General features: G+C 69.5%; 21 protein-coding genes and 1 pseudogene. 17 read left to right on the forward strand and 5 right to left on the reverse strand.

Annotated elements, in window-relative coordinates; genetic code table 11:
• Nucleotides 1-4: 4 nt before the first annotated feature.
• From HTA01S_RS24460 to HTA01S_RS24465, 16 genes and pseudogenes are all read left to right on the forward strand, one after another.
• Nucleotides 5-1900 carry an eCIS core domain-containing protein gene (locus HTA01S_RS24460; RefSeq protein WP_169804730.1) on the forward strand — a complete coding sequence of 632 codons (1896 nt, stop codon included), beginning with the start codon at nucleotides 5-7 and terminating at the stop codon, nucleotides 1898-1900.
• 79 nt (nucleotides 1901-1979) lie between these two features.
• Nucleotides 1980-2639 carry a CIS tube protein gene (locus HTA01S_RS00390; protein WP_068166226.1) on the forward strand — a complete coding sequence of 220 codons (660 nt, stop codon included), beginning with the start codon at nucleotides 1980-1982 and terminating at the stop codon, nucleotides 2637-2639.
• A complete protein-coding gene (locus tag HTA01S_RS00395; RefSeq protein WP_084235741.1) occupies nucleotides 2639-3001 on the forward strand; it encodes a hypothetical protein in 363 nt (120 codons plus the stop codon). The genes HTA01S_RS00390 and HTA01S_RS00395 overlap by 1 nt, the downstream gene beginning before the upstream one ends.
• Complete coding sequence (locus HTA01S_RS00400) at nucleotides 2991-4133, forward strand: hypothetical protein (RefSeq protein ID WP_068166230.1); 1143 nt, start codon at nucleotides 2991-2993, stop codon at nucleotides 4131-4133. The genes HTA01S_RS00395 and HTA01S_RS00400 overlap by 11 nt, the downstream gene beginning before the upstream one ends.
• Before the next feature lie 127 nt (nucleotides 4134-4260).
• Nucleotides 4261-4779: a phage baseplate assembly protein V gene (locus HTA01S_RS00405; protein WP_245637950.1), complete on the forward strand. Its 519-nt coding sequence runs from the start codon at nucleotides 4261-4263 to the stop codon at nucleotides 4777-4779.
• 4 nt (nucleotides 4780-4783) lie between these two features.
• Nucleotides 4784-5104 (forward strand): hypothetical protein, encoded by a 321-nt coding sequence (locus HTA01S_RS00410; protein ID WP_068166233.1) that lies wholly within the window; start codon nucleotides 4784-4786, stop codon nucleotides 5102-5104.
• Between the two features lie 2 nt (nucleotides 5105-5106).
• Nucleotides 5107-5475: a GPW/gp25 family protein gene (locus HTA01S_RS00415; RefSeq protein WP_068166235.1), complete on the forward strand. Its 369-nt coding sequence runs from the start codon at nucleotides 5107-5109 to the stop codon at nucleotides 5473-5475.
• Nucleotides 5472-8069 (forward strand): putative baseplate assembly protein, encoded by a 2598-nt coding sequence (locus HTA01S_RS00420; RefSeq protein WP_068166237.1) that lies wholly within the window; start codon nucleotides 5472-5474, stop codon nucleotides 8067-8069. Before HTA01S_RS00415 ends, HTA01S_RS00420 begins: the two co-directional genes overlap by 4 nt.
• Nucleotides 8069-10879 carry a putative baseplate assembly protein gene (locus tag HTA01S_RS00425; protein WP_068166239.1) on the forward strand — a complete coding sequence of 937 codons (2811 nt, stop codon included), beginning with the start codon at nucleotides 8069-8071 and terminating at the stop codon, nucleotides 10877-10879. The genes HTA01S_RS00420 and HTA01S_RS00425 overlap by 1 nt, the downstream gene beginning before the upstream one ends.
• Nucleotides 10880-10904: 25 nt before the next feature.
• Nucleotides 10905-12980, forward strand: coding sequence for a hypothetical protein (locus HTA01S_RS00430; protein WP_068166242.1), 2076 nt, complete (start codon nucleotides 10905-10907; stop codon nucleotides 12978-12980).
• Between the two features lie 13 nt (nucleotides 12981-12993).
• Nucleotides 12994-16170: a DUF6519 domain-containing protein gene (locus HTA01S_RS00435; RefSeq protein ID WP_068166244.1), complete on the forward strand. Its 3177-nt coding sequence runs from the start codon at nucleotides 12994-12996 to the stop codon at nucleotides 16168-16170.
• Between the two features lie 12 nt (nucleotides 16171-16182).
• Complete coding sequence (locus tag HTA01S_RS00440; protein ID WP_068166246.1) at nucleotides 16183-16683, forward strand: hypothetical protein; 501 nt, start codon at nucleotides 16183-16185, stop codon at nucleotides 16681-16683.
• A gap of 49 nt (nucleotides 16684-16732) precedes the next feature.
• Nucleotides 16733-17368, forward strand: coding sequence for an endonuclease III (gene nth / locus HTA01S_RS00445; RefSeq protein WP_068166248.1), 636 nt, complete (start codon nucleotides 16733-16735; stop codon nucleotides 17366-17368).
• A gap of 255 nt (nucleotides 17369-17623) precedes the next feature.
• Entirely contained in the window at nucleotides 17624-17839 is a 216-nt protein-coding gene (locus HTA01S_RS25035; RefSeq protein WP_157571918.1) for a hypothetical protein, read from the forward strand.
• Nucleotides 17840-17882: 43 nt separating this feature from the next.
• Nucleotides 17883-18362, forward strand: coding sequence for a MerR family transcriptional regulator (locus HTA01S_RS00455; protein ID WP_068166252.1), 480 nt, complete (start codon nucleotides 17883-17885; stop codon nucleotides 18360-18362).
• Between the two features lie 53 nt (nucleotides 18363-18415).
• Nucleotides 18416-18625, forward strand: a pseudogene (locus tag HTA01S_RS24465) (endonuclease III domain-containing protein); the annotation flags it as partial.
• Between the two features lie 19 nt (nucleotides 18626-18644).
• Here the strand turns inward: HTA01S_RS24465 and HTA01S_RS00460 are convergent.
• Complete coding sequence (locus HTA01S_RS00460) at nucleotides 18645-19253, reverse strand: LysE family translocator (protein WP_068166255.1); 609 nt, start codon at nucleotides 19251-19253, stop codon at nucleotides 18645-18647.
• A gap of 44 nt (nucleotides 19254-19297) precedes the next feature.
• On the opposite strand from HTA01S_RS00460, the gene HTA01S_RS00465 reads away from it, so the two are divergent.
• The gene (locus HTA01S_RS00465; protein WP_084235742.1) at nucleotides 19298-20173 is read left to right on the forward strand and encodes an AraC family transcriptional regulator; all 876 of its coding nucleotides are present in this window, start codon (nucleotides 19298-19300) and stop codon (nucleotides 20171-20173) included.
• 89 nt (nucleotides 20174-20262) lie between these two features.
• Here HTA01S_RS00465 and HTA01S_RS00470 read toward each other — a convergent pair whose 3' ends face one another.
• The 4 genes from HTA01S_RS00470 to cobT form a co-directional block, all read right to left on the reverse strand.
• Nucleotides 20263-21555 (reverse strand): DUF445 domain-containing protein, encoded by a 1293-nt coding sequence (locus tag HTA01S_RS00470; protein WP_245637951.1) that lies wholly within the window; start codon nucleotides 21553-21555, stop codon nucleotides 20263-20265.
• 38 nt (nucleotides 21556-21593) lie between these two features.
• A complete protein-coding gene (locus tag HTA01S_RS00475) occupies nucleotides 21594-22148 on the reverse strand; it encodes a histidine phosphatase family protein (RefSeq protein WP_068166260.1) in 555 nt (184 codons plus the stop codon).
• A gap of 10 nt (nucleotides 22149-22158) precedes the next feature.
• Nucleotides 22159-22974 carry an adenosylcobinamide-GDP ribazoletransferase gene (locus tag HTA01S_RS00480; RefSeq protein WP_068166262.1) on the reverse strand — a complete coding sequence of 272 codons (816 nt, stop codon included), beginning with the start codon at nucleotides 22972-22974 and terminating at the stop codon, nucleotides 22159-22161.
• Between the two features lie 121 nt (nucleotides 22975-23095).
• Nucleotides 23096-24163 carry a nicotinate-nucleotide--dimethylbenzimidazole phosphoribosyltransferase gene (gene cobT, locus HTA01S_RS00485; protein ID WP_068166266.1) on the reverse strand — a complete coding sequence of 356 codons (1068 nt, stop codon included), beginning with the start codon at nucleotides 24161-24163 and terminating at the stop codon, nucleotides 23096-23098.
• Nucleotides 24164-24174 lie beyond the last annotated feature (11 nt).

The following is a 24174-nucleotide window of genomic DNA, read 5'->3' on the forward strand; positions in this document are numbered from 1 at the left end:
GCGAATGTCTCTGCTCCAGCGAAACGATACCGAAGCATCGTTCGCGCGCACCACTGGCAATCAAGGGCCTCCCACTGCAAGCCCATGGTTGCAGACCAAGCTGGTCGTGGGCTCGGAAAACGACCCCATGGAGTTGGAGGCCGACAAGGTCTCCGAGCGGGTGGTGTCCACCCAGCATCCAGGCCATGCACTGGGTGTTGCACCGGTCATCCACCGCTCTCGCTACGTCCATCAGGGCGATTCGTTCAACCCTGCACCACCCAGCGTGGAGCGGGTTCTGCGAAGTTCTGGCCAACCATTTCCCGAGCCCCTCAGGCGAAACATGGAACACCGGTTCGGGTATGACTTTTCCCGTGTTCGTGTTCATTCCGGCACTGCAGCGGAGGCATCGGCACGGGATGTCGGCGCCAAAGCCTACACCGCGGGAAATGCGATCGTGTTCGGTGCCGGCCACAACAACCCGGGCAACCCTGCAGGTCAACGACTGATTGCCCACGAGCTGACCCACGTCATTCAGCAAGGCAACCTTGGGCAGACCATTCCTTCTCACGGGCCGACGCTGATTCAGCGCGATCTGGAAGATCCCTCTCGGCTGGGTACGGTGCACGAAAACGTGCGCGTTGACGGGCCACCCCGGCAGACGCCTAGCGGCAGCACAGCGGCGCGCAAGCCATGGGTGGACCCGGTGGGCGCGGATGGTGGGACCGCCGAACTGCTGTTCGGCCAAGCCTTCTCATTCCTGGACAACCGCAGCTTCTCCCGCCGCGAGCCGACCCATACGAACGACACCAACCTCGATAGCGATGCCGTGGCCATGCACCAAAGGGTACTTGCGCGCTTCCCACTGATTGCATCGGCGCTGCCAGATTCTGAGATTGAACGCCGGGTGAGCCTGTTTGAGCCGGCAACCATCCGAAACGACCGCACCTACCTCAGGGAGTGGCTCGACAATTTCCTCCCGCAAATGTCCGAGGCCGAGGACTTTGCGATCGACGACACGAACACGCACTATGTGGCCATGCTGGATCGGCTGATTGACGACAGTGATGTGGGCCCCAAGATCGTGACCCTTGGTGCGCGACAACCGGCGTTCACTCGGGGAGATGGGGCCAGCCGCGAGATATTCGTCCACCGCCGGGTGGAAGCAGGACCGCGACAGCTGACATTGATTCATGAGCTCGTTCACTTCTACCGTCACCCCGACTACGCTGCCTGGGTTGCCGCTTCAAAGGACTCAGATTTCTACAACGAAGGCCTGACGGAATGGCTGGCACGCAAGGTCATGACATCGGAAGAGCTGGTCGACCGGACCACCTACCAGCCCAGAGTGGATGTGGTGGAGCAGCAGATTGCACGCCACGTGCCGGAGGATGACATTGCGAGAGCCTTCTTCAGGGGCGAAATCTGGCGCCTCGAAACACGCAGTACCGAGGCCAGAACCGCCTTTGAAACATCAACGGGCATCAGCGAAACCGCGCTCGAAACCGACCAGAACACTGCGTCTCGAACCGGCCCCGGCATATTCCAGACCGTCGAGTCAGGTCGTCACTATCGTTTTCTGAACCTTGGTTTCGACGAAGTCCAGCCCAAGCCAGAACATCTGTCGGCGTTCCGTGAAATCAAGGCGGCGCAGATCGAATCCGATCCTGAGGTGAAAGTCCGATTTGTTGGACACGCATCGAGTGCCGGCAGCCTGGAGGTCAATGACCGGGTAGCCCGACGGCGTTCGACGGCCTTCTACCAGATGGCCAGGCGTGAGCGTCTCCCGGCGAGTCGCCTGCTGGATGCAGGGAACCCGCCCCACTTCGGAGAAACGCTACCCACTGCAACCGAAGAGGACGCCATCACCCGGGCCATGAACAGGCGCGTCGAGATGTTCCTGGTGCGGGGAGAAAGCTGATGGCCATGCACCTGTTCGTTCGAACCGCAATGCCATTCACTTGTCACGCGCCCATTCAACCGGGCGCAAGGAAAAACGCATGACAAGCTTCCCCAACTCCCCCAAGGTCCTCAAAGGCGGTCTGGTGCTGATCGACCCCGAGTCGTCGCGGGTGTTGCGCGTCATCTCGCTGCAGTACAACCCGGAAAAACTCACCCGCAGCCTGCAGGTGCAGGCCGCTGGCGGCGAAGCGGCCAACCGCAGCGAGGCGATGCGCTTCAAGGGGCCGGCCATCGAGACCTTCCGGCTCGAAGCCGACATCGACGCGGCCGACCAGCTGGAGTTTCCCGACCAGAACCGCGGCACCGTGGACCACGGCGTGGCGCCCCAGCTGGCCGTGCTCGAAGCGCTGGCGAACCCGGGCAGCGCGCAGTTGCTGGAGGTGCACCGGCAGGCCGATTCCGGCACGCTAGAGATCGCGCCCATGGAGGCCCCGCTGATGCTCTTCGTCTGGGGCAAGAACCGCATCGTGCCGGTGCGGCTGACCGAGTTTTCGATCACCGAAGAGGCCTTCGACCCGGCGCTCAACCCCATCGTCGCCAAGGTCAGCATCGGCCTGCGTGTGCTGTCGGTGGACGACCTGGGCTTCTCCCACAAGGGCGGCAGCCTGTTCATGGCGTATCTGCAGGGCAAGGAGCGGCTCGCCGGCCAGGCGCAGTCGGGCAGCTTCGGCTCTCTGGGCATAGGAGGAATCGGCTGATGGACCCCGTTCAGGCATTCATGCAGGCCCATGCGCTGGCCACCCCGCTGTTCGCGCCCACCAGCCGCTACCACGGCATCGGCTCGGCGCAGACCACCACGCCCGAGGGCACCGTGATCACCTTCGTCAAGCGGCGCTTCGTGCCACCGCCCGAGCGTTTTTCAACCCTCTCCGAACACACCGTGGCCAGCGGCGACCGGCTCGACAACCTGGCCGCGCACTATCTCGGCGACCCGCTGCAGTACTGGCGCCTGTGCGACGCCAACGGCGCGATGGACCCGACCGAGCTCACTGCCACCGTGGGCCGCCTGCTGCGCATCACCCTGCCCGAAGGCATTCCGGGAGACAGCGATGCTGGCTAAGGGCATCCAGCTCACCCTGCTGATCGGGCCGGTGATCCCGGTGCCGGCGCCGCGGGTGGTCATGGACGCGCTGGAGAGCGTGGAGGTGCGCAGCTCCGCGGGCAGCGCCAGCGGCTTCACGCTGACCTTCCAGTTCAGCTCGCGCTCCGAGCTCAACACCATCTTCCTGATCGCCGGCGCGCAGAACACCGGGCTGGGCACGCCGCCGCTGCGGGTGATGCTGATCGTCACGCTCAACGGCTCGCCGCAGCCGCTGTTCGACGGCGTCATGACCCATGTGGAGGTGCAGGCCGGCGGCCAGGGTTCGCCCGGCACGGTCACCGTCACCGGCGAAGACCTGACCAAGGTGATGGACACCCAGGACTGGAGCGGCCTGCCGTTTCCGGCCATGCCCATTGAAGCGCGCGTGGCCCTGCTCTGCGCCAAGTACGCCCCGTTTGGCCTGATCCCGCTGGTGATCCCGGCGCTGTTCCCTGATGTGCCGATCCCGGTGGACAAGATCCCGGCCCAGCAGGGCACCGATCTGGCCTACATCCGCCAGCTCGCCGAGCAGGTGGGCTATGTGTTCTACATCGAGCCCGGGCCGGCGCCGGGCACCAACATCGCCTACTTCGGCCCCGAGATCAAGATCGGCGTGCCCCAGCCCGCGCTCAACGTGGACATGGACGCGCTGACCAACGTCGAGAACCTGAGCTTCAACTTCGACCCGACCGCCGGCGTGCTGCCCATCGTGTTCATCCAGAACCAGCTCACCCGCGCGCCCATCCCCATTCCGATCCCCAACCTGAACCCGCTGCAGCCGCCGCTGGGCGTGTTGTCCACGCCGCTGTCGAACCTGACCATGCTCAAGGACACGGCCCGCATGAACCCCATGCAGGCGATCTCGCGTGGCCTGGCCGAGGCCAAGAAATCGCAGGACTCGGTGACCGCCAGCGGCGAGCTCGACGTGTTGCGCTACGGCCGCCCGCTCAAGTCGCGCGGCCTGGTCGGTGTGCGTGGCGTGGGCCTGGCCTACGACGGCCTGTACTACGTCTCCAGCGTCAAGAGCACGCTCAAGCGCGGCGAGTTCAAGCAGAGCTTCGACCTCAGCCGCAACGGCCTGATCTCCATCACACCGAGGATTCCGGTATGAGCACCGCCGGGCCGCTCCCAAGGTGCTCAGCCCCGCAGTGCACAGCACGGAGGGCAAGTCCAGTGAGCACCGCCGGGCCGTTCCCAAGGCGCTCAGCCCCGCAGTGCGCAGCACGGAGGGTCATCCAGTGAGCAACGGCACGCAGAAGTTCTACGGCAAATACCGCGGCATGGTGATCTCCAACGTCGACCCCATGCAGCAGGGCCGGCTGATGGTGCAGGTGCCCGACGTGGGCGGCCTGATCCCCGGCACCTGGGCCATGCCCTGCGTGCCGATCGCGGGCATCCAGAACGGCATGTTCGCCCTGCCCATCCCCGGCTCGGGCGTCTGGGTCGAGTTCGAGCAGGGCGACCCGGACTTTCCCATCTGGGTCGGCGGCTTCTGGGGCAGCGCGGCCGAAGTGCCCGCGCTGGCCCTGCTCACGCCCCCGGCGGTGCCGGCGATCACGCTGCAGACGCCGCTGCAGAACGGCCTGACCATCTCCGACGTGCCCGGCCCCACCGGCGGCATCATGATCAAGAGCACCACCGGCGCGATGCTCATCGTCAACGACACCGGCATCTACATCCAGAACGGCAAGGGCGCGGCGATCACCCTGGTGGGCCCGGTGGTGACCATCAACAACGGCGCCCTCACGGTGACCTGACACCATGCCCGGCCCCCTGCTCCACGTCGGCGCCACCGTGCTCTGTGCCCACGGCGGCACCGCCACGCCCACGGCGCCCAACCCGCGCGTGCTGGTCAGCGGTCAGCCCACGGTGGTGATGAGCGCGCCCTACGCCATCGCGGGCTGTCCGTTCAACGTCTCGGGCAGCCCGGTGCCCTGCGTCACCGGGCAGTGGGTGGTGGCCGCACTGCGCGTGCAGTCCAGCGGCCAGCCCCTGGTGCTGATGGACAGCCAGGCGGTGTGCGTGCCCAACGGCACACCGCTCTTGCCGGTGGCCGCGCAACCCCGCGTGATCGGGAGCTGAACATGACCCAACGCCTGTTTTTCCCCTACCAGTTCGACGGCCGCGGCCTCACCCGCGAGGCCGACGAGGCGGACTGGATCCGTGGCCTGGTCGAGCAGGTGCTGTTCACCGCGCCGGGCGAGCGCGTGATGCGCCCGGACTTCGGCAGCGGCCTGCGCGAGCTCGTGTTCGCCCCCAACAGCCCCGAGCTCGCCGCCACCACCCAGTTCCTGGTGCAGGGCGCGCTGCAGCGCTGGCTCTCGGGCCTGATCACGGTCGAGGCGGTCGAAGTGCGGGCGGTGGACGCCGCGCTCAGCGTCACCGTGCAGTACCTGATACGGCGCAACGCCTCGCGCCAGCGCGAGACCTTCACCCAGGGAGGCCAGCCATGATCTTCCATTGCTGCGACCAGAACCGGCGCGCGGCGGTGGACGCCCACGCCACGCTCAACGGCATCGACTGGCTGGAGGTGCTGGACCTCGACGCGCCCCTGGGCAGCCCGCGCCAGCGCACCCTGCTCGTGCGCCTGCTCAAGCCGGTGCCGGCCGGGCTCACGCGCGAGCAGGTCGTGATCGAAGGCGGCGAGCGCGTCCGCCGCATCGAGGTTCAGTGGATTGGCGTGGCCAGCGCGCCACCGGCACAGGCGAACGCGGCCGAGCAGGCCCTGTTCAGCGCGCTGCCCGAGGCCGACCACGTGCTGCTGGTGCGCACCGACAGCGCGGGCGACTTCTCGCGCTACACCCTGCGGCTCACGCAGGACCCGGCCACGCCCACCCCGCTGCCCGACTTCGACCCCCGGCTCTCCGAGATCGAATTCCGCTTCAAGGTGGAATGCCCGAGCGACTTCGACTGCCGCACACCGCCAGGCTGCACCGAGCCCGCCAAGCCGGTCCCCGACATCAACTACCTCGCCCGCGACTACGAAAGCCTGCGCCGGCTGGTGATCGACCGCCTGGCGCGCAACATGCCGGGCTGGCGCGACCGCAGCCCGGCCGACCTGGCCACCACGCTGGCCGAGCTAATCGCCTACGTGGGTGATCTGCAGCACTACCAGCTCGACGCCGTCGCCACCGAGGCCTACCTGCACACCGCCCGGCGGCGCAGCAGCCTGCGCCGCCACTCCCTGCTGGTGGACTACGCGGTGCACGAGGGCTGCAACGCCCGCGCCTGGCTGCACTTCGACGTGAGCGGCGGCCCCTTCCCCCTGCCCGACGACCTGCGCTGCTACACCCGGGTGGCGGGCGTGCCGCCGCGCATCGTTCCCGACTCGCCCGCCGAGCGCGCCGCGCTGCAGGCCCGGCCCCTGGTGTTCGAGCCGCTGCACGGCGCGACCCTGCGCGAGGCCCACAACAGCTTTCAGTTCCACACCTGGGGCGATGCCCGCTGCTGCCTGCCCCGCGGCGCCACCCGCGCCACGCTGCTGGGCCACTGGCCCGAGCTGCAGGCCGGCGACGTCTTGATCTTCCAGGAGCAGCTCGGCCCGCTCAGCGGCGAGCCCGAAGACGCCGACCCCGCCCACCGCCACGCGGTGCGCCTGAGCGCCGTGCGCGCCTTCGACGGCACCGACCCGCTGACCGACCCGCTCCCGCCCGACCCAGCCGCCCCCAGCGCCCTGACCGAGATCACCGAGATCGCCTGGCACCCGGCCGACGCCCTGCCCTTCGCCCTGTGCATCTCCAGCGAAACCGACGAGGCCCACGGCAGCGTGCTGATCCACGGCGTGAGCATCGCGCTGGGCAACAACGTGCTGGTCGATCACGGCCAGCGCATCGAAGACGAGCCGCTGGGCAGCGTGCCGCAGCCCCGGCTGCACCACCCGACCATGCTGGGCGACGCCTGCCAGCGCGAGGCGCCGCAGCCCCTGCCCCCGCGCTACCGGCCGCGGCTGGCCAGCGCGCCGCTCACCCACCAGGGCACGGTGCTCGTGACCCGGGTCGAGAACGGCGTGCGCACCAGCGAGCGCCTGCTGTTCGACCCGCAGGACTCGGCCAGCGCCGCCATGCGCTGGCGCACCGCCGACGCGCTGCCCCGGATCGGCCTCACCGCCACGCAGGGCAGCGGCAGCGAACCCTGGAGCCCGCGGCGCGACCTGCTCTCCAGCCGGGCCAGCGACACCCACTTCGTGATCGAAGCCGAGGACGACGGCAGCGCGCGCCTGCGCTTCGGTGACGACCTGCACGGCCGCCGCCCCGACAGCGGAACCGCCTTCAGCGCCCACTACCGCGTGGGCAACGGGCCGCAGGGCAACGTGGGCGCGCAGGCCATCGCCCACGTGGTGACCACCCAGGGCGGCATCAACGCGGTGGTCAACCCCATACCCGCGCGCGGCGGCGTGGCGCCCGAGACCACCGCCGAGGTGCGCCGGCGCGCACCGCAGGCCTTTCGCACCCAGGAGCGCGCCGTGACCACGGCCGACTACGCCGCCGTCACCGAGCGCCTGCCCGAGGTGCAGCGCGCCGCCGCCAGCCTGCGCTGGACCGGCAGCTGGCACACCGTGTTCGTCACCGTGGACCGGCAAGACGGTGAGGCCATCGACCCCGCCTTCGCCACCCAGGTCGGCACCCACCTCGACCGCTACCGCATGGCCGGCCACGACCTGCGCATCCACGACCCGATCGCGGTGTCGCTGGAGATCGACCTGCTGGTCTGCGTCCACAAGGACCACTTCCGCAGCGACGTCAGCCGCGGCCTGCTCGACGCGCTGAGCAGCCGCACCCGCGCCGACGGCACGCGCGGCCTGTTCCACCCGGACCACTTCAGCTTCGGCCAGACCGTGTTCCTGAGCCCGCTGTACGCGGCCGCGCGCACCGTGGCCGGCGTGAGCTCGGTCCAGGTCACGCGCTTCCAGCGCCAGGGCCAGGCGGACCCCAAACCGCTGGCCGACGGCTTCATGACGTTGGGCCGGCTGGAGATCGCGCGGCTGGACAACGACCCCAACTTCCCCGAGCACGGTGTGCTGCGGCTGGAACTGCACGGAGGCAAGTGATGAGTGGCCACGACACCCCTGCCGGCAACGGCGACTGCGGCTGCTGCGCCGGCGTGGACGCCGACACCCCGGCGCGCGTGCACAACCCGCCCGGCCTCCCGGCCATCGCCTACCGGGTGGGCCGCCACGGCGACTTCCTGGCCTCGATGCAGGCCCGGCTGTCGAGCACCGACACACCGGCGCTGGCCGCCCTGAGCACGCGCGAGATGAGCGACTTCAGCCTGGCGCTGGCCGACGCCATGGCCACCTCGCTCGACGTGCTGAGCTTCTACACCGAACGCTACGCGCAGGAACACTACCTGCGCACCGCCACCGAGCGCCTCTCGGTGCGCGAGATGGCACGCCTGATCGGCTACCGGCTCGCGCCCGGCGTGGCCGCCAGCACCCACCTGGCGTTCAAGCTGCTGGAGGCGCCGGGCACCGTGCCGCCCGAGCCGATCCAGATTCCGGTGGGCACGCGGGTGCAGAGCGTGCCCGGCCAGGACGAGACGGCGCAGAGTTTCGAGACCGTGGCCGAGGTTCCCGCGCGGGTGCAATGGAACGCCATGCCGGTGCAGTCCCGCGTGCCCTGGCGGCCCCAGTCGGGCGACACCGAGCTGTGGCTCGACGGCCTGGCCACGCAGCTGCAGCCGGGCGATGCGATCCTCATCGTGGGCAGCGACCGCATCAGCGACCCCGGCGGCGAACACTGGGACGTGCGTGTGCTCAGCGCGGTGCTGCCCGACAACGCCAACGCCCGCACCCGCGTGGTGTGGCAGCACCCCCTGGGCAGCGCGTTCCCGCCCATGAGCCCGGCCGGCGTGGGCGTGGAGGTGCACGCGTTTCGCCAGCGCACGGCGCTCTTCGGCCACAACGCGCCCGACCCCAACCTGCTCAGCGGTCGCGGCTCCAACCTGGCGAAGAAGATCGACAAAAGCACGCCCTCGAACTGGACATGGAAGCAGTTCCACATCAACGGGACCACGGTGGACCTGGAGAGCGCCAACCCCAAGATCACCGCCGGCACCTGGTTCGCGCTGGTGTCCAACGAGGCCGGCCACGGCAGCGCCGACCTGCCGGGCTACACCGAGCTCTACCGCGCCCAGCGCGTGAGCCAGCTCAGCCGCAACGACTTCGGCATCTCGGGCAAGACCACCCGCATCACGCCCGACACCACCGAGAACCTGAGCGCGGCCCGCTTCGGCCTGCGCAACACCCTGGTGCTCGCGCAGAGCGAGCGCCTGGCCACGGTGGACACGCCGCTGTTCCACCCGTTGCAGGGCGACGCGCTCACACTGGGCCAGCGCGTGGAAGGCCTGCTGCCCGGCCAGGCGCTGGCGGTCTCGGGCACCCGGCAGCGCATCGCCATCGCCGCGGGCGCCAAAGGCCTGTCGCTGCAGCTCGCGCAGGGCGGCAGCGTGACGCTGAACGAGGGCGACGAACTCTTCATGACCGATCCGGCCAGCCGCCTGCTGTTCTTCACGACCATCACGCTCGGCGCCGAGGCCTTCACCGCGCTACTCGGCCAAGCGTCGGCCCGGCTGCGGCTCGCCCTGATGGACCGCGACGGCCGCAGCGGCACGCTGGTGGCCAAGGGCCACGAGCTGCGGCTGGCACCGGCGCGCAAGGACGACCCGCTGGTGCGGGAGATCACCCACATCGCCGACACCGAGCAGGCCGTGCTGCTGGCGCGCGACCACACGCAGCTCAAGCTCGACGCCGCGCTGCGCCACGTCTACGAGCGCGCCAGCGTCCGGGTCAACGGCAACGTGGCGCCCGCCACGCACGGCGAGACGGTCGAGGCGCTGCTGGGCAACGGCGACGCAGGCAGCGCGGGCCAGCGCTTCGTGCTGAACCAGGCGCCGCTGACCTACGTCAGCGCCCCCACACCCAGCGGCGGCGCGTCCACGCTGGAGCTGCGCGTCGCCGACGTGTTGTGGACCGAAGCGCCCTCGCTCTACCAGGCCAGTCCGGCCGCCCGCGTCTACCAGACCCGCCAGGACGACGACGGCCTGACCACGGTGGAGTTTGGCGACGGCGTGGAAGGCGCGCGCCTGCCCAGCGGGCAAAGCAACGTGCGCGCGCGTTACCGCAAGGGTCTGGGCGTGGCCGGCAACGTGGCCGCGGGCCAGCTCACCACGCTGCTGTCGCGCCCACTCGGTGTCAGCGAGGTGGTGAACCCCGAGCCCGCCACCGGCGGCGAAGACGGCGAGCTGCTGGAGCGCGCGCGCGAAAACGCCCCGCTGACCGTGCTGACGCTGGACCGCGCGGTCTCGATCACCGACTACGCCAGCTTCGCGCGCGCCTTCGCCGGCATCGACAAGGCCCACGCGCTGTGGATTCCCGCCGGCCCCGCGCGCGGCGTGTTCCTCACCATCGCCGGGGTGGACGGCGCCGTGGTGCCGCCGTCGGGCGCCACCTTCGCCAGCCTGGGCGCGGCACTGCGCAACCATGGCGACGCGCTGGTGCCGCTGCACCTGCGCAACCACCTCGGCGTGCGGTTTCGCGTGCGGCTCTCGGTGAAGGTGCTGGCCAGCCACGAGACCGACCCGGTGCTCCAGGCCCTGGAGGCCGCGCTGCGCGCGCATTTCAGTTTCGCGCGGCGCCAGTTCGGGCAGACCGTGTCGGTGGACGAGGTGTCGGCCGTGGCCCAGGCGGTGGCGGGCGTGCAGGCGGTGCACGTCACCCGCCTGTACCGCGTGGGCCAGGCCCCGGGCCTGGTGCCGCGCCTGTTCGCGGCCCTGCCCGTGGCCTCGCTCACCGGCCAGCCGCTACCGGCCGAACTGCTCACCCTGGCCGACGAGCCGGTGGAGCTGGAGGTGATGCCATGAGCGCGCAGCACTTGAAGGAGTTCCCATGAGCACAGACACCCAGTCGCTCTTTGAGCTGCTGCCGGCCATCCACCGCATCCGCGACGCCGAGCTTGCAAAAACCCTGGGCCTGGAGCGCGGGCCGCTCGAAGAGCTGATCGGCGTGCTGGCCGAGCAGATCGCGGTGGCCGGGGAAAGCCTGGAGCAGCTCCACGACGACCTCTTCATCGAGACCTGTGCCGACTGGGCCGTGCCCTACATCGGCGACCTCATCGGCTACCAGAGCCTGCACGGCGTCACGCCCAAGGTGGCCAGCGCGCGCGCCGAGGTGGCTCACACCATCGCCCTGCGCCGGCGCAAGGGCACGGCGCTGGTGCTGGAGCAGCTCGCGCGCGACGTGACCGGCTGGGACGCGCGCGCCGTGGAGTATTTCCAGCGCATCGTGACCACGCAGTACATGAACCACACCCGCCCGCACAACCTGCAGTCGCCCGATCTGCGGCGGGGGGCGGCGCTGGAGTTCGTGGGCACGGCGTTCGAGAGCGCCAACCGCACGGTGGACGTGCGGCGCATCGAGTCGGGCCGGGGGCGCCACAACATCCCCAACGTAGGCCTGCACCTGTGGCGCATCCAGGCCTACCGGCACCGCGACACACCGGCGCTGCGGGTGGGGCCGCGCCGCTACCGCGTGAGCCCGCTCAACCACGACCTGCCGCTGTTCAACCGCCCGCTCGCCGAGGACGACATCACCCACCTGGCCGAGCCGGCCCATGTGCCGGGCCCGCTCTCGCGCCGGCGCCTGGCCGCCGAGCTGGCGCAGCACTACGGCACGCGGGCCCACGCGGCGGCGCCCGCGGACAACGCCGAACCCGCGCTGCTGCTCAGCGTGGACGGCACGCCCATCGAGCGCGACCAGATCGTGGTCTGCAACCTGGGCGACGACGGCGCGGGCTGGGCCCACACGCCGCCCCCGGCGGGCGTCTACGCCATCGACCCGGTGCTCGGGCGCATCGCCCTGCCGCCGGAGGCCGACGACCCGGCCGAGCTGAGCCTGACCTGGCACGAAGGCTTCAGCGCCGACCTGGGCGGCGGCGAGTACGAACGCGGCGAGAGCCTGCCCGCCCCGGCCGCGAGCACGCTGGTGGTGCGCGTGCCCGACGACCAGCCCAGCATCGGCGCGGCGCTGACCCAGATCGCGGGCAACGGTGTGGTGGAAATCCGCGACAGCCGCCGCTACACGGAAACGCTGACCCTGGCCGTGGTGGCCGACGGGCAGATCGAGATCCGGGCCGAGAACGGGCGCCGCCCGGTGCTCGACCTGGGCGGCTGCACCGTCACCGGCGGGGCCAACGCCGCCTGCACGCTCAACGGCCTGCTGGTCACCGGCGCACCGCTGCTGGTGCCCGACGACGGCACGAACGCCCTGAAACAGTTGAACCTGCTGCACTGCACCCTGGTGCCGGGGATCGCCCTGAACCCGGACGCCAGCCCGGCGCAGCCCACCAGCCCCAGCCTGCTGCTGGAGCTCGCCGGTCTGCAGACGCACATCGAGCGCTGCATCGTGGGCGCCGTGCGCTGCCACGAGCGCGCCAGCCTGAGCGCGCACGACAGCCTTATCGACGCCACCGTGCGCAGCGGCGTGGCGCTGGCCGCGCTCGATGGCAGCGGCCCCGGCGCGGCGCTCACGCTGGAGGCCTGCACCGTGGTGGGCAAGCTGCACGCGGCGCAGATGAGCGTGTCCAACAGCATCCTGCTGGCGGCCCTGGCCGAGAGCGACAGCTGGGCCGTGCCGGTGCGCGCCGCGCGCAAGCAGGTGGGCTGCGTGCGCTTTTCCTGGCTGCCGCTGGGCGCCATCGTGCCCACGCGGTTCCGCTGCCAGCCCGGCTCGGCCAGCGATGCACAGCACATCGCGCCGCGCTTCACCTCGCTGGTCTACGGCACACCGGCCTACGCCCAGCTCGCCCGCTCGACACCGCCCGAGGTGCTGCGTGGCGCCGACGACGAAAGCGAAATGGGCGTGTTTCACCACCTGCACGGCGCGCAGCGCGAAGCCAACCTGCGCATCCGCCTCGCCGAGTACCTGCGGGTCGGGCTGCGGGCCGGCATTTTTTACGAATCCTGAAGGAGGGAGCACCATGAGTTTCGATCTGAGCCGCGTGCGCTTTGATGCCCGCCAGGACTTCCTGGGCGTGGTCATGCAACAGGGCCGCGTCCAGCTGGATGCGGACTGGAACGAGTGGGTGGCCCAGCTCGGCCGGCGGCTGCAGGCCGGCAGCTGGGACACCTTCAACGGCAGCGTGGTGCCGCGCACCACGCCCGAGGGCTTTCGCATCGAGGCGGCCGGTGGCAACTTGAGCATCGGCCCGGGGCGCATGTACGTCGATGGCCTGCTGGCCGAAAACCACGGCGGCACGCCCGACGCCTGGGACCCGCACCTGGCCGAACTGGCCGGCACCACCGCGCTGGACTACCTGGACCAGCCCTACTACCCCGAGCCGCCCGCGCTGCCCGGCGCAGGGCCGCACCTGGTGTACCTGGACGTGTGGCAGCGCGACGTGACCGCGCTGCAGGCGCCCGGGCTGATTGAGCCGGCCATCGGAGTGGACACCACCGGCCGGCGCCAGACGGTGTGGCAGGTGAAGCTGTTGCCCAACGTCGGCGCGATCAGCTGCGCCACGCCCGACGAAGACATCCCCGGCTGGTTGGCCGCCACCGCGCCCTCGGCCGCGCGCCTGTCCACCGCCACCGGCGACCCCGGCTTCGAGCCCAACCCCTGCAGCGTGCCGCCGGCCGCGGGCTACCGCGGGCTGGAAAATCAACTCTACCGGGTGGAGGTGCACCAGGGCGGCGCGCTCGGCACGGCCACCTTCAAGTGGTCGCGCGACAACGCCAGCGTGGCCTCGCGCGCGACCCACATCAACCCGGCGCGCGACCGCGTCACGGTGGAGAGCATCGGGCGCGACGACGTGCTGCGCTTCAACGACGGCGACTGGGTCGAAGTCACCGACGACCACCGCGAACTGCACGGCCTGCCCGGCGAGCTGCGCCGCATCCGCGCGGCCAGCGGGGTGGACGTGACCGCGCGCACGCTGACGTTTGACCAGCCGCTGAGCGCCGGCCTGTTCCCCACCGACCCACAACAGGCCACCGACCCCTTGCGCAACACCCGGGTGCGGCGCTGGGACCAGTCGGGCCAGGTGCGCCGCGAAGACGGCAGCGCGGTGGCCGGCCAGGACCTGGACGCGCCCGCCAGCACCGGCGCGATCCTGGTCCCGCCGCTGGGCACGCGCCTGTTTCTGGAGCACGGCGTCCTGGTCGAATTCAGCCTCGACCCGGCCGGCGGCCAGTTCCACAGCGGCGACCACTGGGTGTTCGCCGCACGCAGCACCAACGCCAAGATCGAAGAGCTGGACCGCGCGCCGCCGCTAGGCATCCACCACCACCACGCCCGGCTCGCCGTGGTCAACTTCCCCGACGCCGAGACCGACTGCCGCACGCTGTGGCCACCCATGCCCGAGGGCCACGGCTGCGACTGCTCGGTCTGCGTGAGCGCGGAAAACCACAACAACGGCAGCGCCACGCTGCAACAGGCGGTGGACAGCCTGCAGGCCACCGGGGGCACGGTCTGCCTGGGCATCGGCACCTACATTCTTTCGGCGCCGCTGAACATCGAGGGCGCGCGCTCGCTGCGCATCCGCGGCCAGGGCTGGGCCACCGTGCTGCAGGGTAGCGAGCCGGGCCCCGTGGTGGACATCCACGACAGCAACGGCGTGGCGCTGGAAAACCTCAGCCTGCTCGGCGCGGCGCGCACCTCGGGCACCACCGCCATGCTGCTGGCCACCCAGGTGATCGACCTGCTCGCGCAGCACATCAACGTGCTCGGCCTGTCGGTGGGCGACGGCACCAGCGTGGCCATCGGGCTGGCCGGCAACGTGCTCGGCGCGAAGATCGAGCAGTGCGCGCTGGTGGCCGAACGCGGCGTCGCGGCTGTCACCGACCGCGAGCGCAAGCACCTGCTCACCGCCGAACTTCGGATCGCGCGCAACCTCATGTTCTGCCGCCAGCGCGCGGTCAATCTCGACGGCGTCAGCTTGCATTTCGGCAACACACGCATCGACGACAACCTGATGCTGGTGGGCAACCAGGCCGCCGTGGTCGCCACCGGCGCCACCCTGCCCGGCTCGCCCATGGACATCGCCAGCAACGTCATCTACACCGCCGGCGACGGCATCCGGGCCGGGGTCGATGGCCTGTGCATCGAGGGCAACGAGATCTCCGGCTCCAACGAGCGCAGCGGCGACGGCATCGTGCTCGAAGAAGGCCTGGACCCGGTGGCGCTGGACCGCGCGCGCATCAGCGGCAACCGCCTGCGCACGCTGCGCGGCAACGGCGTGCAGATCAACCACCGCGTCGAGCACGCGGTGATCTGCGACAACCACTTCGAACAACTGGGGCTCGGTGCGCTGGTGATGGCGCGCAGCGGCTCCGCGGGCGTGCTGCGCTTTTCGGGCAACCAGTGCCACGACATCGGCCAGGCCGCGAACGTGGAGAACACCGCCTTCGCCGCGATCCAGCTGGTGCGCGTGGAACGCGCCGACCTGCTCGACAACAGCGTGGGCCTGGTCGCGCGCACGGCCACCGGGTCGCCCGCAGTGGACGCGGTGCGCGCGCTGGCCATGGGGCAGCTGCGCATCGCGGGCAACCGCTGCTTTGGCATCGGCCCGGACCGCGGCAGCGGCCAGATCAGCGGCCTGCATGTGCTGCCGCCGTTTGAACACTGCGCGATCGACGACAACCAGGTGGACCGCATCGGCGCCGACGACCAGAAGCCCGAGCCGCTGGCCTGGCGCGCCATCAACATCGCGCCCGGCAGCAGCGTGCGCTTCACCCACTTCGCCATGGCCAGCCACGTCGCGGCGGGCGAAGCGGGTTTCCTGCTGACCGAGAGCCTGGCGGCGGCCGTGCCCGCGCACACGGGCATCCTGTCCATCCGCGGCAACCGGCTGCGCGGCCACCAGTCTTCGGTGTCGCTGAACCGCTGCGGTGGCGTCACCGACTGCCTGTTCAACACCAACCACTGCGAGGCGGTGGGCGAAAGCAGCGCGCAGCCTGTGATCGGCCAGCTCACGGCGCGCACGCTCAACGCCAGCAACAACCGGCTGATCGGCCTGGGAGACCTGCAGACCCTCTTCCTGTTCCCCGAGTTGAAGCGTGCCATCGTGATGGGCAACACCAGCACCGGCCCGATCGTGGTGCAAGGGGGCACGCCCACCCCCACCGACATCAACCTGACCAACGTCATTGGCCTCTGAAGGAGACTTGCCATGCCGATCACCAGCTTCCGCGGCGAAAAGTCCGTGGCCGAGATCGCCGACGTCATGTTCGAGCGCCTGACGCCCAAGCAGCGCGAGAAGGCCGAGGCCGCCATCCTGAAAGCCAACCCGCGGCTGAACGATCTGAGCACCCTGCCCAAGGGCGCCGTGCTCCAGGTGCCCGACCTCCCGGAACTGCGGGCCAAGGCCCGCCTGGCAGCGGACGATCCGCCCGCCCAGATCGCCAGCGAGATCGGCGAGGCGCTCTCCAGCCACGGCAAACAACTGGCCCAGCGCACCCAGCAGGGCCTGGCCGACAACAAGGAACACCTCGCCCTGATCCGCAGCGACGCCTTCAAACGCGCCCTGGAAAAATCGCCCGAACTGAAAGAACAGGCCGCACTGACCACCAAGACCCTGGAACTGCGAGGCAAGGAACTCGCGGAACGCGCCAAGACCATGGAGGCGGCGATCCAGGGCATGCTGAAAGACCTGAAGCAGGCCAGTGCCTGAGGCGGGGCGTGGGGCGTCTCTCGCGCCCCGCCCCGCTACACTGCGCGGCATGAAACCCGCCGCCATCGAAGCCTTCTTCGCCACCCTGCAAGCCGCCAACCCGCACCCAGTGACCGAGCTGGAATACACCAGCGTGTTCGAACTGCTGACCGCGGTGCTGCTCTCGGCCCAGGCCACCGACGTGGGCGTGAACAAGGCGACGCGCAAGCTGTTCCCGGTGGCCAGCACGCCGCAGAAAATCCTGGCGCTCGGGCAGGAAGGGCTGGAGAGCTACATCAAGACCATCGGCCTGTTCCGCAGCAAGGCCAAGCACCTGATGGAAACCTGCCGCATCCTGGTGGAGCGCCACGGCGGCGAGGTGCCGCGCACGCGCGAAGCGCTCGAAGCCCTGCCCGGCGTGGGCCGCAAGACGGCCAACGTGGTGCTCAACGTGGCCTTCGGCCAGCCCACCATGGCGGTGGACACGCACATCTTCCGCGTCAGCAACCGCACGGGCTTGGCCCCGGGCAAGACGCCGCTGGCGGTGGAGCAGCAGCTGATGAAACGCGTGCCACCCGCCTACGCGGTGGACTCGCACCACTGGCTGATCCTGCTGGGCCGCTACGTGTGCATGGCGCGCAAGCCGCTGTGCCACCGGTGTGCGGTGTCGGCGTACTGCGATTTCAAGCCCAAGACGCTGGGCTGAATCGAAGCACCCCCCGCGCCGCTTCGCGTCACCCCCCTCTCTCGCCTTCGGCGGGAGGGGGACGGCACTGGCCGTCCGGCAAAGCCGGCCCGGCGGTGCCCTGGGTGGCCCCGTTTCATGCCCTATCGTGGGGCACAGCCGCATCCCTCGGCGTCTGGGCTCACCGCACACGCAGTTCCGCTGGAGGGTTCACGTCCACAGGACTTCGCGCGCCTGCGACGTGTCCAGACCATGGCGCCCCAGACCAGCACCGCCATGGACACCATCACCACCAATACCAGCAACTCCAGACCGATCTGGAACTTCGCGCCCAGCCAGGACGTCAACCCCAGCGCAGCCGCTCCCCCGAACAGCGGAATCGCCAAGGGGATGGTGCAGCAGGCCACACACGCACCGGCCACGCCCAACACGGCCAATACAGGTTTCTTCATGAGTCTTCTCCAGTGGATCCATGCGGGTCGATTCCCGTGAGCCCACTTTAAAATCTCAAGTTACTTGAGATACAAGGTCCACCATGAAGAAAACCACAACCACCGCAGAACCCCCACCGGAATGGCTGACCATTGGCACCCTGGCCAAGCGCGTCGGCTTCGCCGTGTCTGCCCTCCGGTACTACGAGGAAGTGGGCTTGATACCTCCCGCCCTGCGCCGCGAGAGCGGGCACCGTGTCTACCCGGAATCGGTGCAAGACGTGCTCATCCTCATCCGGCACTGCCGCGACCTGGGCTTCTCCATTGATGAGACCCGTGAGCTCGTCGCGCTGTCGACCAGCGCCGAGCGCGACTGCGTGGAAGCACGCGCGATTGCCCAGGGGCATCTCACGGCCGTGCGGGCCAAGATGGCCGAGTTGCGTCGACTGGAGCGAAGCCTGTCGCGCTATGTGCGGGCCTGCAGCGAAGGCTGTGCCGGTGGCCCCGCGCCCGACTGCAGCATCCTGACCGACCTTCGCCAAGGCGTGTCCGCTTCGACCGAGACAGCCGGGTGCTGCTCGTGAGCCGCGCCACGCGGCGTTAGCACGCCGCAAGAGGATCAGAACACCAACTGTCTGAGCTGTTCCCGGTGGCGAACACGCCGCAGAAGATGCTGGCGCTCGGGCAGGAAGGGCTGGAGAGCACAATCAAGACCATCGGCCTGTACCGCAGCAAGGCCAAGCACCAGATGGAAACCTGCCGCATCCTGGTGGAGCGTCACGGTGGCGAGGTGCCGCGCACGCGCGAAGCGCTCGAAGCCAGCGCGCAGGCTGCGGCCCAGACATCCTTTGCCTGCGCGCTGGCTTCTAGCGCAATACGAACCACACCGAACCAACCAACGCGATGCCCATGCCCATGTTGAACACTTGTGAGCGGCGTTCGTTGGTCAACCATCGCTGCATCGAGGCACCGAACGCCAACCATACCGCACCACTTGGTACCGCCGCCACCGCGAACAATCCGCCGAGCAAAAGGGCTCGCTCCAGCATCCCCAGGTCACCACTTCCCGAATAGGCAGCCGCAGCGCTGACACTCACAACCCACGATTTGGGATTGACCCACTGGAAAATCAGTGCAGCCCGGAAGCCGACAGGTTCGGTGCGTGCCGTGGCACCGTTCAATGGACGTATCGCCGGAGCGCTTGCGACCTTCCAGGCCAGCCACAGCAGGAAGAGTGAACCTCCCCACTTCAGAATCACAAGCGACGTGGGATAGGCCTTGACAAAACCACCCAGGCCGAACGTGGCGGCACTCATCAGCGCGGCCATCCCCGTCACGACGCCCGCTAGGCAGGGCAAACCGCCTCTGAAGCCGGCCCGCGCGCCTGCGGCCATCACAAGCACGTTGCTAGGACCTGGCGTCACTGCAGCAACAATGGCGAAAATCAAGAATGCGATCAGCTCTTGTTGCGGCATGATGAATTTCGTCGTTTGTTGAGGAATGGTCTGGGTATACCGACATGCAAGACTGCCGTATTGAACGATCTTGTGAAGCCTCCTTGCACGCCGCTTGGTTGGCGGATGCGCCAGCGGGTGCAGGCGTGTCCCGATTGCGCGCGCGCCTGTATCGGGAGGCTTATGCCAGGCATCGCCACGACACCTACACCGTATGCATGACCGAGCAGGGCGTGCAAGCGTTCGAGTACCGAGGCACGGTGCACCACAGCCTACCGGGGCAACTGGTGATCCTCCACCCCGACGAAGCGCACGATGGCCGAGCGGCGACCGCGCAGGGCTTTGTCTACCGGACGATCTACGTCGACCCTAGTCGGGTTTTCGACGCCGTGCGCGCCATTGCGCCCAGCCACGGCTCCCTGCCCTTCATCGCCAACCCTGTCGTGACGGATCAGACACTCGCCCATGTGCTCTCGCACGCTTTCGACGACACAATGCAGCCGCTGCAGGCAGACGCATTGATTCATGCGGTGGCGACTGGCCTGTTGAGGGTGAGTTCTGGCGAAATGGCCACTGCGCCCACACGTACGTTGGACCTGGTCGCGCTCAGGCAAACAAGTGACTTTTTGTCGCAGCATTTTCGCCGCGTGGTGCGCTCAGTCGAATTGGAGGAGCTATGTGGTCTGTCGCGCTTCGAACTGTGCACGCAGTTCAAGCGCCGCTTCGGCACCTCGCCCTATCGCTATCTGCTGATGCGTCGTCTTGAGCATGTGCGCGAACAACTGGGCCACGGCGTGTCTTTGGCCGACCTTGCCGTCGAAGCAGGTTTCGCAGATCAGGCCCACATGACCCGTCAATTCAAGGCCGCCTTCGGCCTGACTCCGAACCGCTTTGCAGCGCTGCGAAGCGCCGTCGTGAACAAGGTCGACCCTCCCCATTAAAAGGGTCTTCGCTTTTCGCAGAACAACGAAGGGGCCGGCGATGACGAATGACCTGTGTCCGGTTCCGATTTTTGCCTTCTCGGCTTATCTCATTTCACCCAGGACTGCACCAGCGGCAAATCCAGCGCGATCACGGTGACAGCGTGCAGCACCAGCCCAACCAGCGCGCCCACGAGGGTGCCGTTGATGCGGATGAACTGCAGATCCCGGCCGATGTTGTTTTCGAGCACGCGGCTCATCTCCTGTGCGTCCCAGGCTTGCACCCGCTGCGCCACGAAGCCGACGATGCTGTCGCGGCTGCCCTCCAGCGCGCGCAGCAAGACGTGTTGCGCCTGGGCGTTGATCCAGCCGCGCAGCGCCTCGTCGGCCAGCAGTTGCTGCCCCACGGTCTGCACCACGCCGGCGATGCGTTCGGCCAGCGCGGTCTCGGGTTTCATGGCCTCTTCGCTCAGGTGGCCCAAGAGCGCACGCCACCAGGCCTCGATGGGGTCGCCCCAGGCCGGCTGGGCCAGCCAGGCGTCGCGCCAGAGCGCCACCCGCTCGCGCCAGTCGGGGTCGTGCTGCAGGCGCTCAATGGCGTCGGCCATCCAGCGGTCGAAGCGGTGGCGCAGTTCGTGCTCGGGGTCTTGCGCCACCTCGGCGAGCGTGCGGGTGAGTGCGGCCACCAGCTTGCGCGTGGCCAGACGCGCGGCCACCTGGTCGAGCCCGACGTATTTGAGCTCCTTGAGTTCGCGCGCGATGGCGTCCGTGAGCCGCTCCTGCACGGTGTCCTGCCCGGCCCAGCCCGAGAGCTGCAGCAGCAGGCCGTTGAGCCACTGCTGGTGGTGGCCGTGTTCGGTGAGCGCGCCCAGCGCCTGGCCACCAAGCGCCGACAGGTCCACCTCGCGCAGCAGGCGCTGCGCGAGCCGCGCCACCCATTGGCGCACGGGCGCCTGGTCGAGCGCGGACAGCATGGCCGGCGTGGCCTGCCGCAGCCACTCGCCCACGCGCTGCGCCGACTCGGGCCGGGTCAGCCACTGGCCCGCCTCCAGGCTCAGGTCCCAGCGCGCCAGCGTGGGCTGCACGTGTTCGGCGGTCAGGAAATGTTCGCCCAGAAAACGCGCCAGCTGCGCGCCCAGGCGGTCCTTGTTGGCGGCGATGATGGCCGTGTGGGGAATGGGCAGCCCGAGCGGATGGCGGAACAAGGCGACCACCGCGAACCAGTCGGCCAGCGCCCCCACCATGGCCGCCTCGGCCGCAGCGGCCACATAACCCCAGGCCAGGTGGCGCGGCCCCAGCAGCGTGGCCAGCCCATACACCAGCGCGGCGAACAGCAACAGGCCGAGCGCAAGCACTTTCATGCGGGCCAGACTGGCGGGAGGGCGTGGCGATGAACTGTTCATGGGCACCACAGTGTGCACGCTGAGCGCGGCTCACACCATCACAGCGTCAGGCACAGATGACCACCCGGCTCCGGTGCCTCGCGGGGCCATTGGTCCACGTCGGTGATCGGCGCGCTGCCGTGGGCCACCAGGTACTGCACGGCGCGGATCACGCCCGCGTGGGTCACCCAGACTGCCTCACCCTGCTGTTTCAGGCGCACCACCGCCAGCGCCACGGCCACCCGGTCGATCAGCTGCTGCACGCTCTCGTGGCCACCGAAGGGGTGGTGCGCGAAGTCGACCAGCCAGGTGTCGAAGGCCTCGCGCGGGATGGCGTCCCAGCGCTTGAGCTCCCAGTGGCCAAAGTCCATTTCGTTCAGGCGCGTGTCGGTGACGGGCTCGCCCAGGTCGGGCCGCAGCATGTGCAGCTCGCGCGCGAGCTGCTGCGCGCGCTGCAGGCCCGACACCCACAGCGGCGCGCCCTCGGGCAGCAGCGCCGCCATCGACTGCGCGGCCTGGCGCGTGAGGGCCAGGTTCGCGGGCACGTCGCTGGCGCCGTAGCAGCGCCCGGCGTCGAGCACCACCGGTGCATGGCGCAACAGCCAGAGCGTCATGCGCGTACCCTCATGCGGTGGCGGGCAGGCACAGCGCCAGCCCGAGGTAGAACCCGATCTCGCTCACCTGCTGCGTGGCGCCCAGGCCGTCGCCGGTGAAGCCCTGCAGGCGCCGGCGCAGCAGGCGCCACATCCAGGCCAGACCCAGCAGCGCGCCCAGCACCGCCTGCGGCCAGGGCGCACCCGGCAGCGCCCAGCCCACCAGCGCCATGGCCAGCGCCCACCAGAGCAGGCCGGCCGCCAGACCGGCATGGCCGATGCTCTCGGCCAGCGGTTTGGACTTGGAGGTGGGCGTGTCGCCCACGTGCGGCAGCGTGCGGATGATGAACAGCGGCATGAGACGCGAGCTGACGTGGGCCGCGAAGAGCGCCAGCGCGGCCAGCCCTGCACCACCGGCCTGTGCCAGCAGCGCCAGCAGCGCGGCCTTGCTCAGGAAGGCCAGCACCAGCGCCACCGCGCCGTAGCTGCCGATGCGCGAGTCCTTCATGATCTCCAGCGCGCGCTCGCGGCCCATGGCGCCGCCCAGGCCATCGGCCGTGTCGGCCAGGCCGTCTTCGTGAAACGCGCCGGTGAGCAGCACGCCAAAGACCGTGCTGACCATCGCCGCCACCCAGGGCGCGGCGGGTTGGGCGGGCAACAGTATCAGCAGGCCGTAGAACAGCGCCGCCGTGAGCCCGCCCACCACCCAGCCCACGCCCGGGAAATGCGCGGCACTCGCGCGCAGCATGGCGGGCGAAAAGCCCACCCAGTCGGCCAGCCGCCCCGTGACCGGGATGCGGGTGAAGAACTGGAGGGCGATGAAGAAGTGACGAACAGGCTGGGACACCCCCCTGCGCCGCTGTGTGTCTTCCCCCCTCTCCTGCGGGAGGGGGGACGCAGCCTGTGGCCCGGCGGGGCCGGTTCCACGGCTACCTGGCTCGAAGTCACCGCGCTCCACCGCCTCGGCCTCAGACCGGGGCGACGCCGACAACCGGCGCTTCGTCTTGCCGCGACACGCCGGCCGCCTCGAAGCTGGCCATCTCGCGCAGGATGGCGCAGGCGCTTTGCAGCAGCGGCCAGGCCATGGCAGCGCCCGAGCCTTCGCCCAGGCGCAGGCCCAGGTCCAGCAGCGGCTCGACGCGCAGGTGCGCGAGCATGAGCGCGTGGCCGCGTTCACCCGAGCGGTGCGCGAACACGCAGCGCTGCAACACGTTGGGCTGCACATGGCTGGCCACGAGCACGGCGGAGCTGGCGATGAAGCCGTCGACCACGATCACGCGGCGCTCGCTCGCGGCCTGCAGCACGGCACCCACCATGGTGGCGATCTCGAAGCCACCGAAAGCCGCCAGCGCTTCGAGCGGTTGGCGGGCCTCGGCGTGGCGCTCCAGCACCGCGCGCAGGATGCCGATCTTGCGCTGCACCGCTTCGGCGTCCAGACCGGTGCCGGCACCGGTGCAGTCGGCCACGGCCAGACCGGCCAGGCGCGCCAGCAGCATCGACGCCGCCGAGGTGTTGCCAATGCCCATTTCGCCCAGCAGCAGCGCGTTGCCCGACAGCCCCTGGACCAGGGCCGCGCCGTTGCGGAGCGCCGCATCGCACTGCGCACTGCTCATGGCCGGGCCTTCCAGCGCATCCGCCGTACCTGGCGCGACCTTGTTGATCACCAGGCCAGGGCGCGGCGCAAAGTCGTGCTTCACGCCGCAGTCCACCACCGTGAGACCGATGCCGTGTTGCCGCGCAAGCACGCTCACCGCGGCGCCGCCGGCCAGGAAGTTTTCCACCATCTGCCAGGTCACGTCGCTCGGGAAGGCCGAGACGCCGCGCGCGGCCAGGCCGTGGTCGCCGGCGAACACCACGAGTTGCGGGCTCTGGAGTTCGGGCGCTTCCGTGCCGAGGATCAGGCCGATGCGCTGGGCCAGCACCTCGATGCGGCCGAGCGAGCCCTGCGGCTTGGTCTTGTTGTCCAGCTTGTGCTGCAGGCGCTCGGCCAGCGCGGTTTGCGCGATGTCGGCGATGGCGGGAAGGGTGTAGGACATGGCAGGCTCCA

The organism is Hydrogenophaga taeniospiralis CCUG 15921 (genome assembly GCF_001592305.1).
Taxonomy (GTDB): Bacteria; Pseudomonadota; Gammaproteobacteria; order Burkholderiales; family Burkholderiaceae_C; genus Hydrogenophaga; species Hydrogenophaga taeniospiralis.

Bases quoted from the DNA above. Each gene is read 5' to 3' on its own strand.
- HTA01S_RS00420 (WP_068166237.1), top strand. From the start codon at position 5,472: ATGATCTTCCATTGCTGCGACCAGAACCGGCGCGCGGCGGTGGACGCC.
- HTA01S_RS00435 (WP_068166244.1), top strand. From the start codon at position 12,994: ATGAGTTTCGATCTGAGCCGCGTGCGCTTTGATGCCCGCCAGGACTTC.
- HTA01S_RS00395 (WP_084235741.1), top strand. From the start codon at position 2,639: ATGGACCCCGTTCAGGCATTCATGCAGGCCCATGCGCTGGCCACCCCG.
- HTA01S_RS00410 (WP_068166233.1), top strand. From the start codon at position 4,784: ATGCCCGGCCCCCTGCTCCACGTCGGCGCCACCGTGCTCTGTGCCCAC.
- HTA01S_RS00465 (WP_084235742.1), top strand. From the start codon at position 19,298: ATGCAAGACTGCCGTATTGAACGATCTTGTGAAGCCTCCTTGCACGCC.
- HTA01S_RS00425 (WP_068166239.1), top strand. From the start codon at position 8,069: ATGAGTGGCCACGACACCCCTGCCGGCAACGGCGACTGCGGCTGCTGC.
- HTA01S_RS00460 (WP_068166255.1), bottom strand. From the start codon at position 19,253: ATGCCGCAACAAGAGCTGATCGCATTCTTGATTTTCGCCATTGTTGCT.
- HTA01S_RS00415 (WP_068166235.1), top strand. From the start codon at position 5,107: ATGACCCAACGCCTGTTTTTCCCCTACCAGTTCGACGGCCGCGGCCTC.
- HTA01S_RS25035 (WP_157571918.1), top strand. From the start codon at position 17,624: ATGGACACCATCACCACCAATACCAGCAACTCCAGACCGATCTGGAAC.
- HTA01S_RS00455 (WP_068166252.1), top strand. From the start codon at position 17,883: ATGAAGAAAACCACAACCACCGCAGAACCCCCACCGGAATGGCTGACC.
- HTA01S_RS00475 (WP_068166260.1), bottom strand. From the start codon at position 22,148: ATGACGCTCTGGCTGTTGCGCCATGCACCGGTGGTGCTCGACGCCGGG.
- HTA01S_RS00430 (WP_068166242.1), top strand. From the start codon at position 10,905: ATGAGCACAGACACCCAGTCGCTCTTTGAGCTGCTGCCGGCCATCCAC.
- HTA01S_RS00390 (WP_068166226.1), top strand. From the start codon at position 1,980: ATGACAAGCTTCCCCAACTCCCCCAAGGTCCTCAAAGGCGGTCTGGTG.
- cobT (WP_068166266.1), bottom strand. From the start codon at position 24,163: ATGTCCTACACCCTTCCCGCCATCGCCGACATCGCGCAAACCGCGCTG.
- HTA01S_RS00440 (WP_068166246.1), top strand. From the start codon at position 16,183: ATGCCGATCACCAGCTTCCGCGGCGAAAAGTCCGTGGCCGAGATCGCC.
- HTA01S_RS00400 (WP_068166230.1), top strand. From the start codon at position 2,991: ATGCTGGCTAAGGGCATCCAGCTCACCCTGCTGATCGGGCCGGTGATC.
- HTA01S_RS24460 (WP_169804730.1), top strand. From the start codon at position 5: ATGTCTCTGCTCCAGCGAAACGATACCGAAGCATCGTTCGCGCGCACC.
- HTA01S_RS00470 (WP_245637951.1), bottom strand. From the start codon at position 21,555: ATGAACAGTTCATCGCCACGCCCTCCCGCCAGTCTGGCCCGCATGAAA.
- nth (WP_068166248.1), top strand. From the start codon at position 16,733: ATGAAACCCGCCGCCATCGAAGCCTTCTTCGCCACCCTGCAAGCCGCC.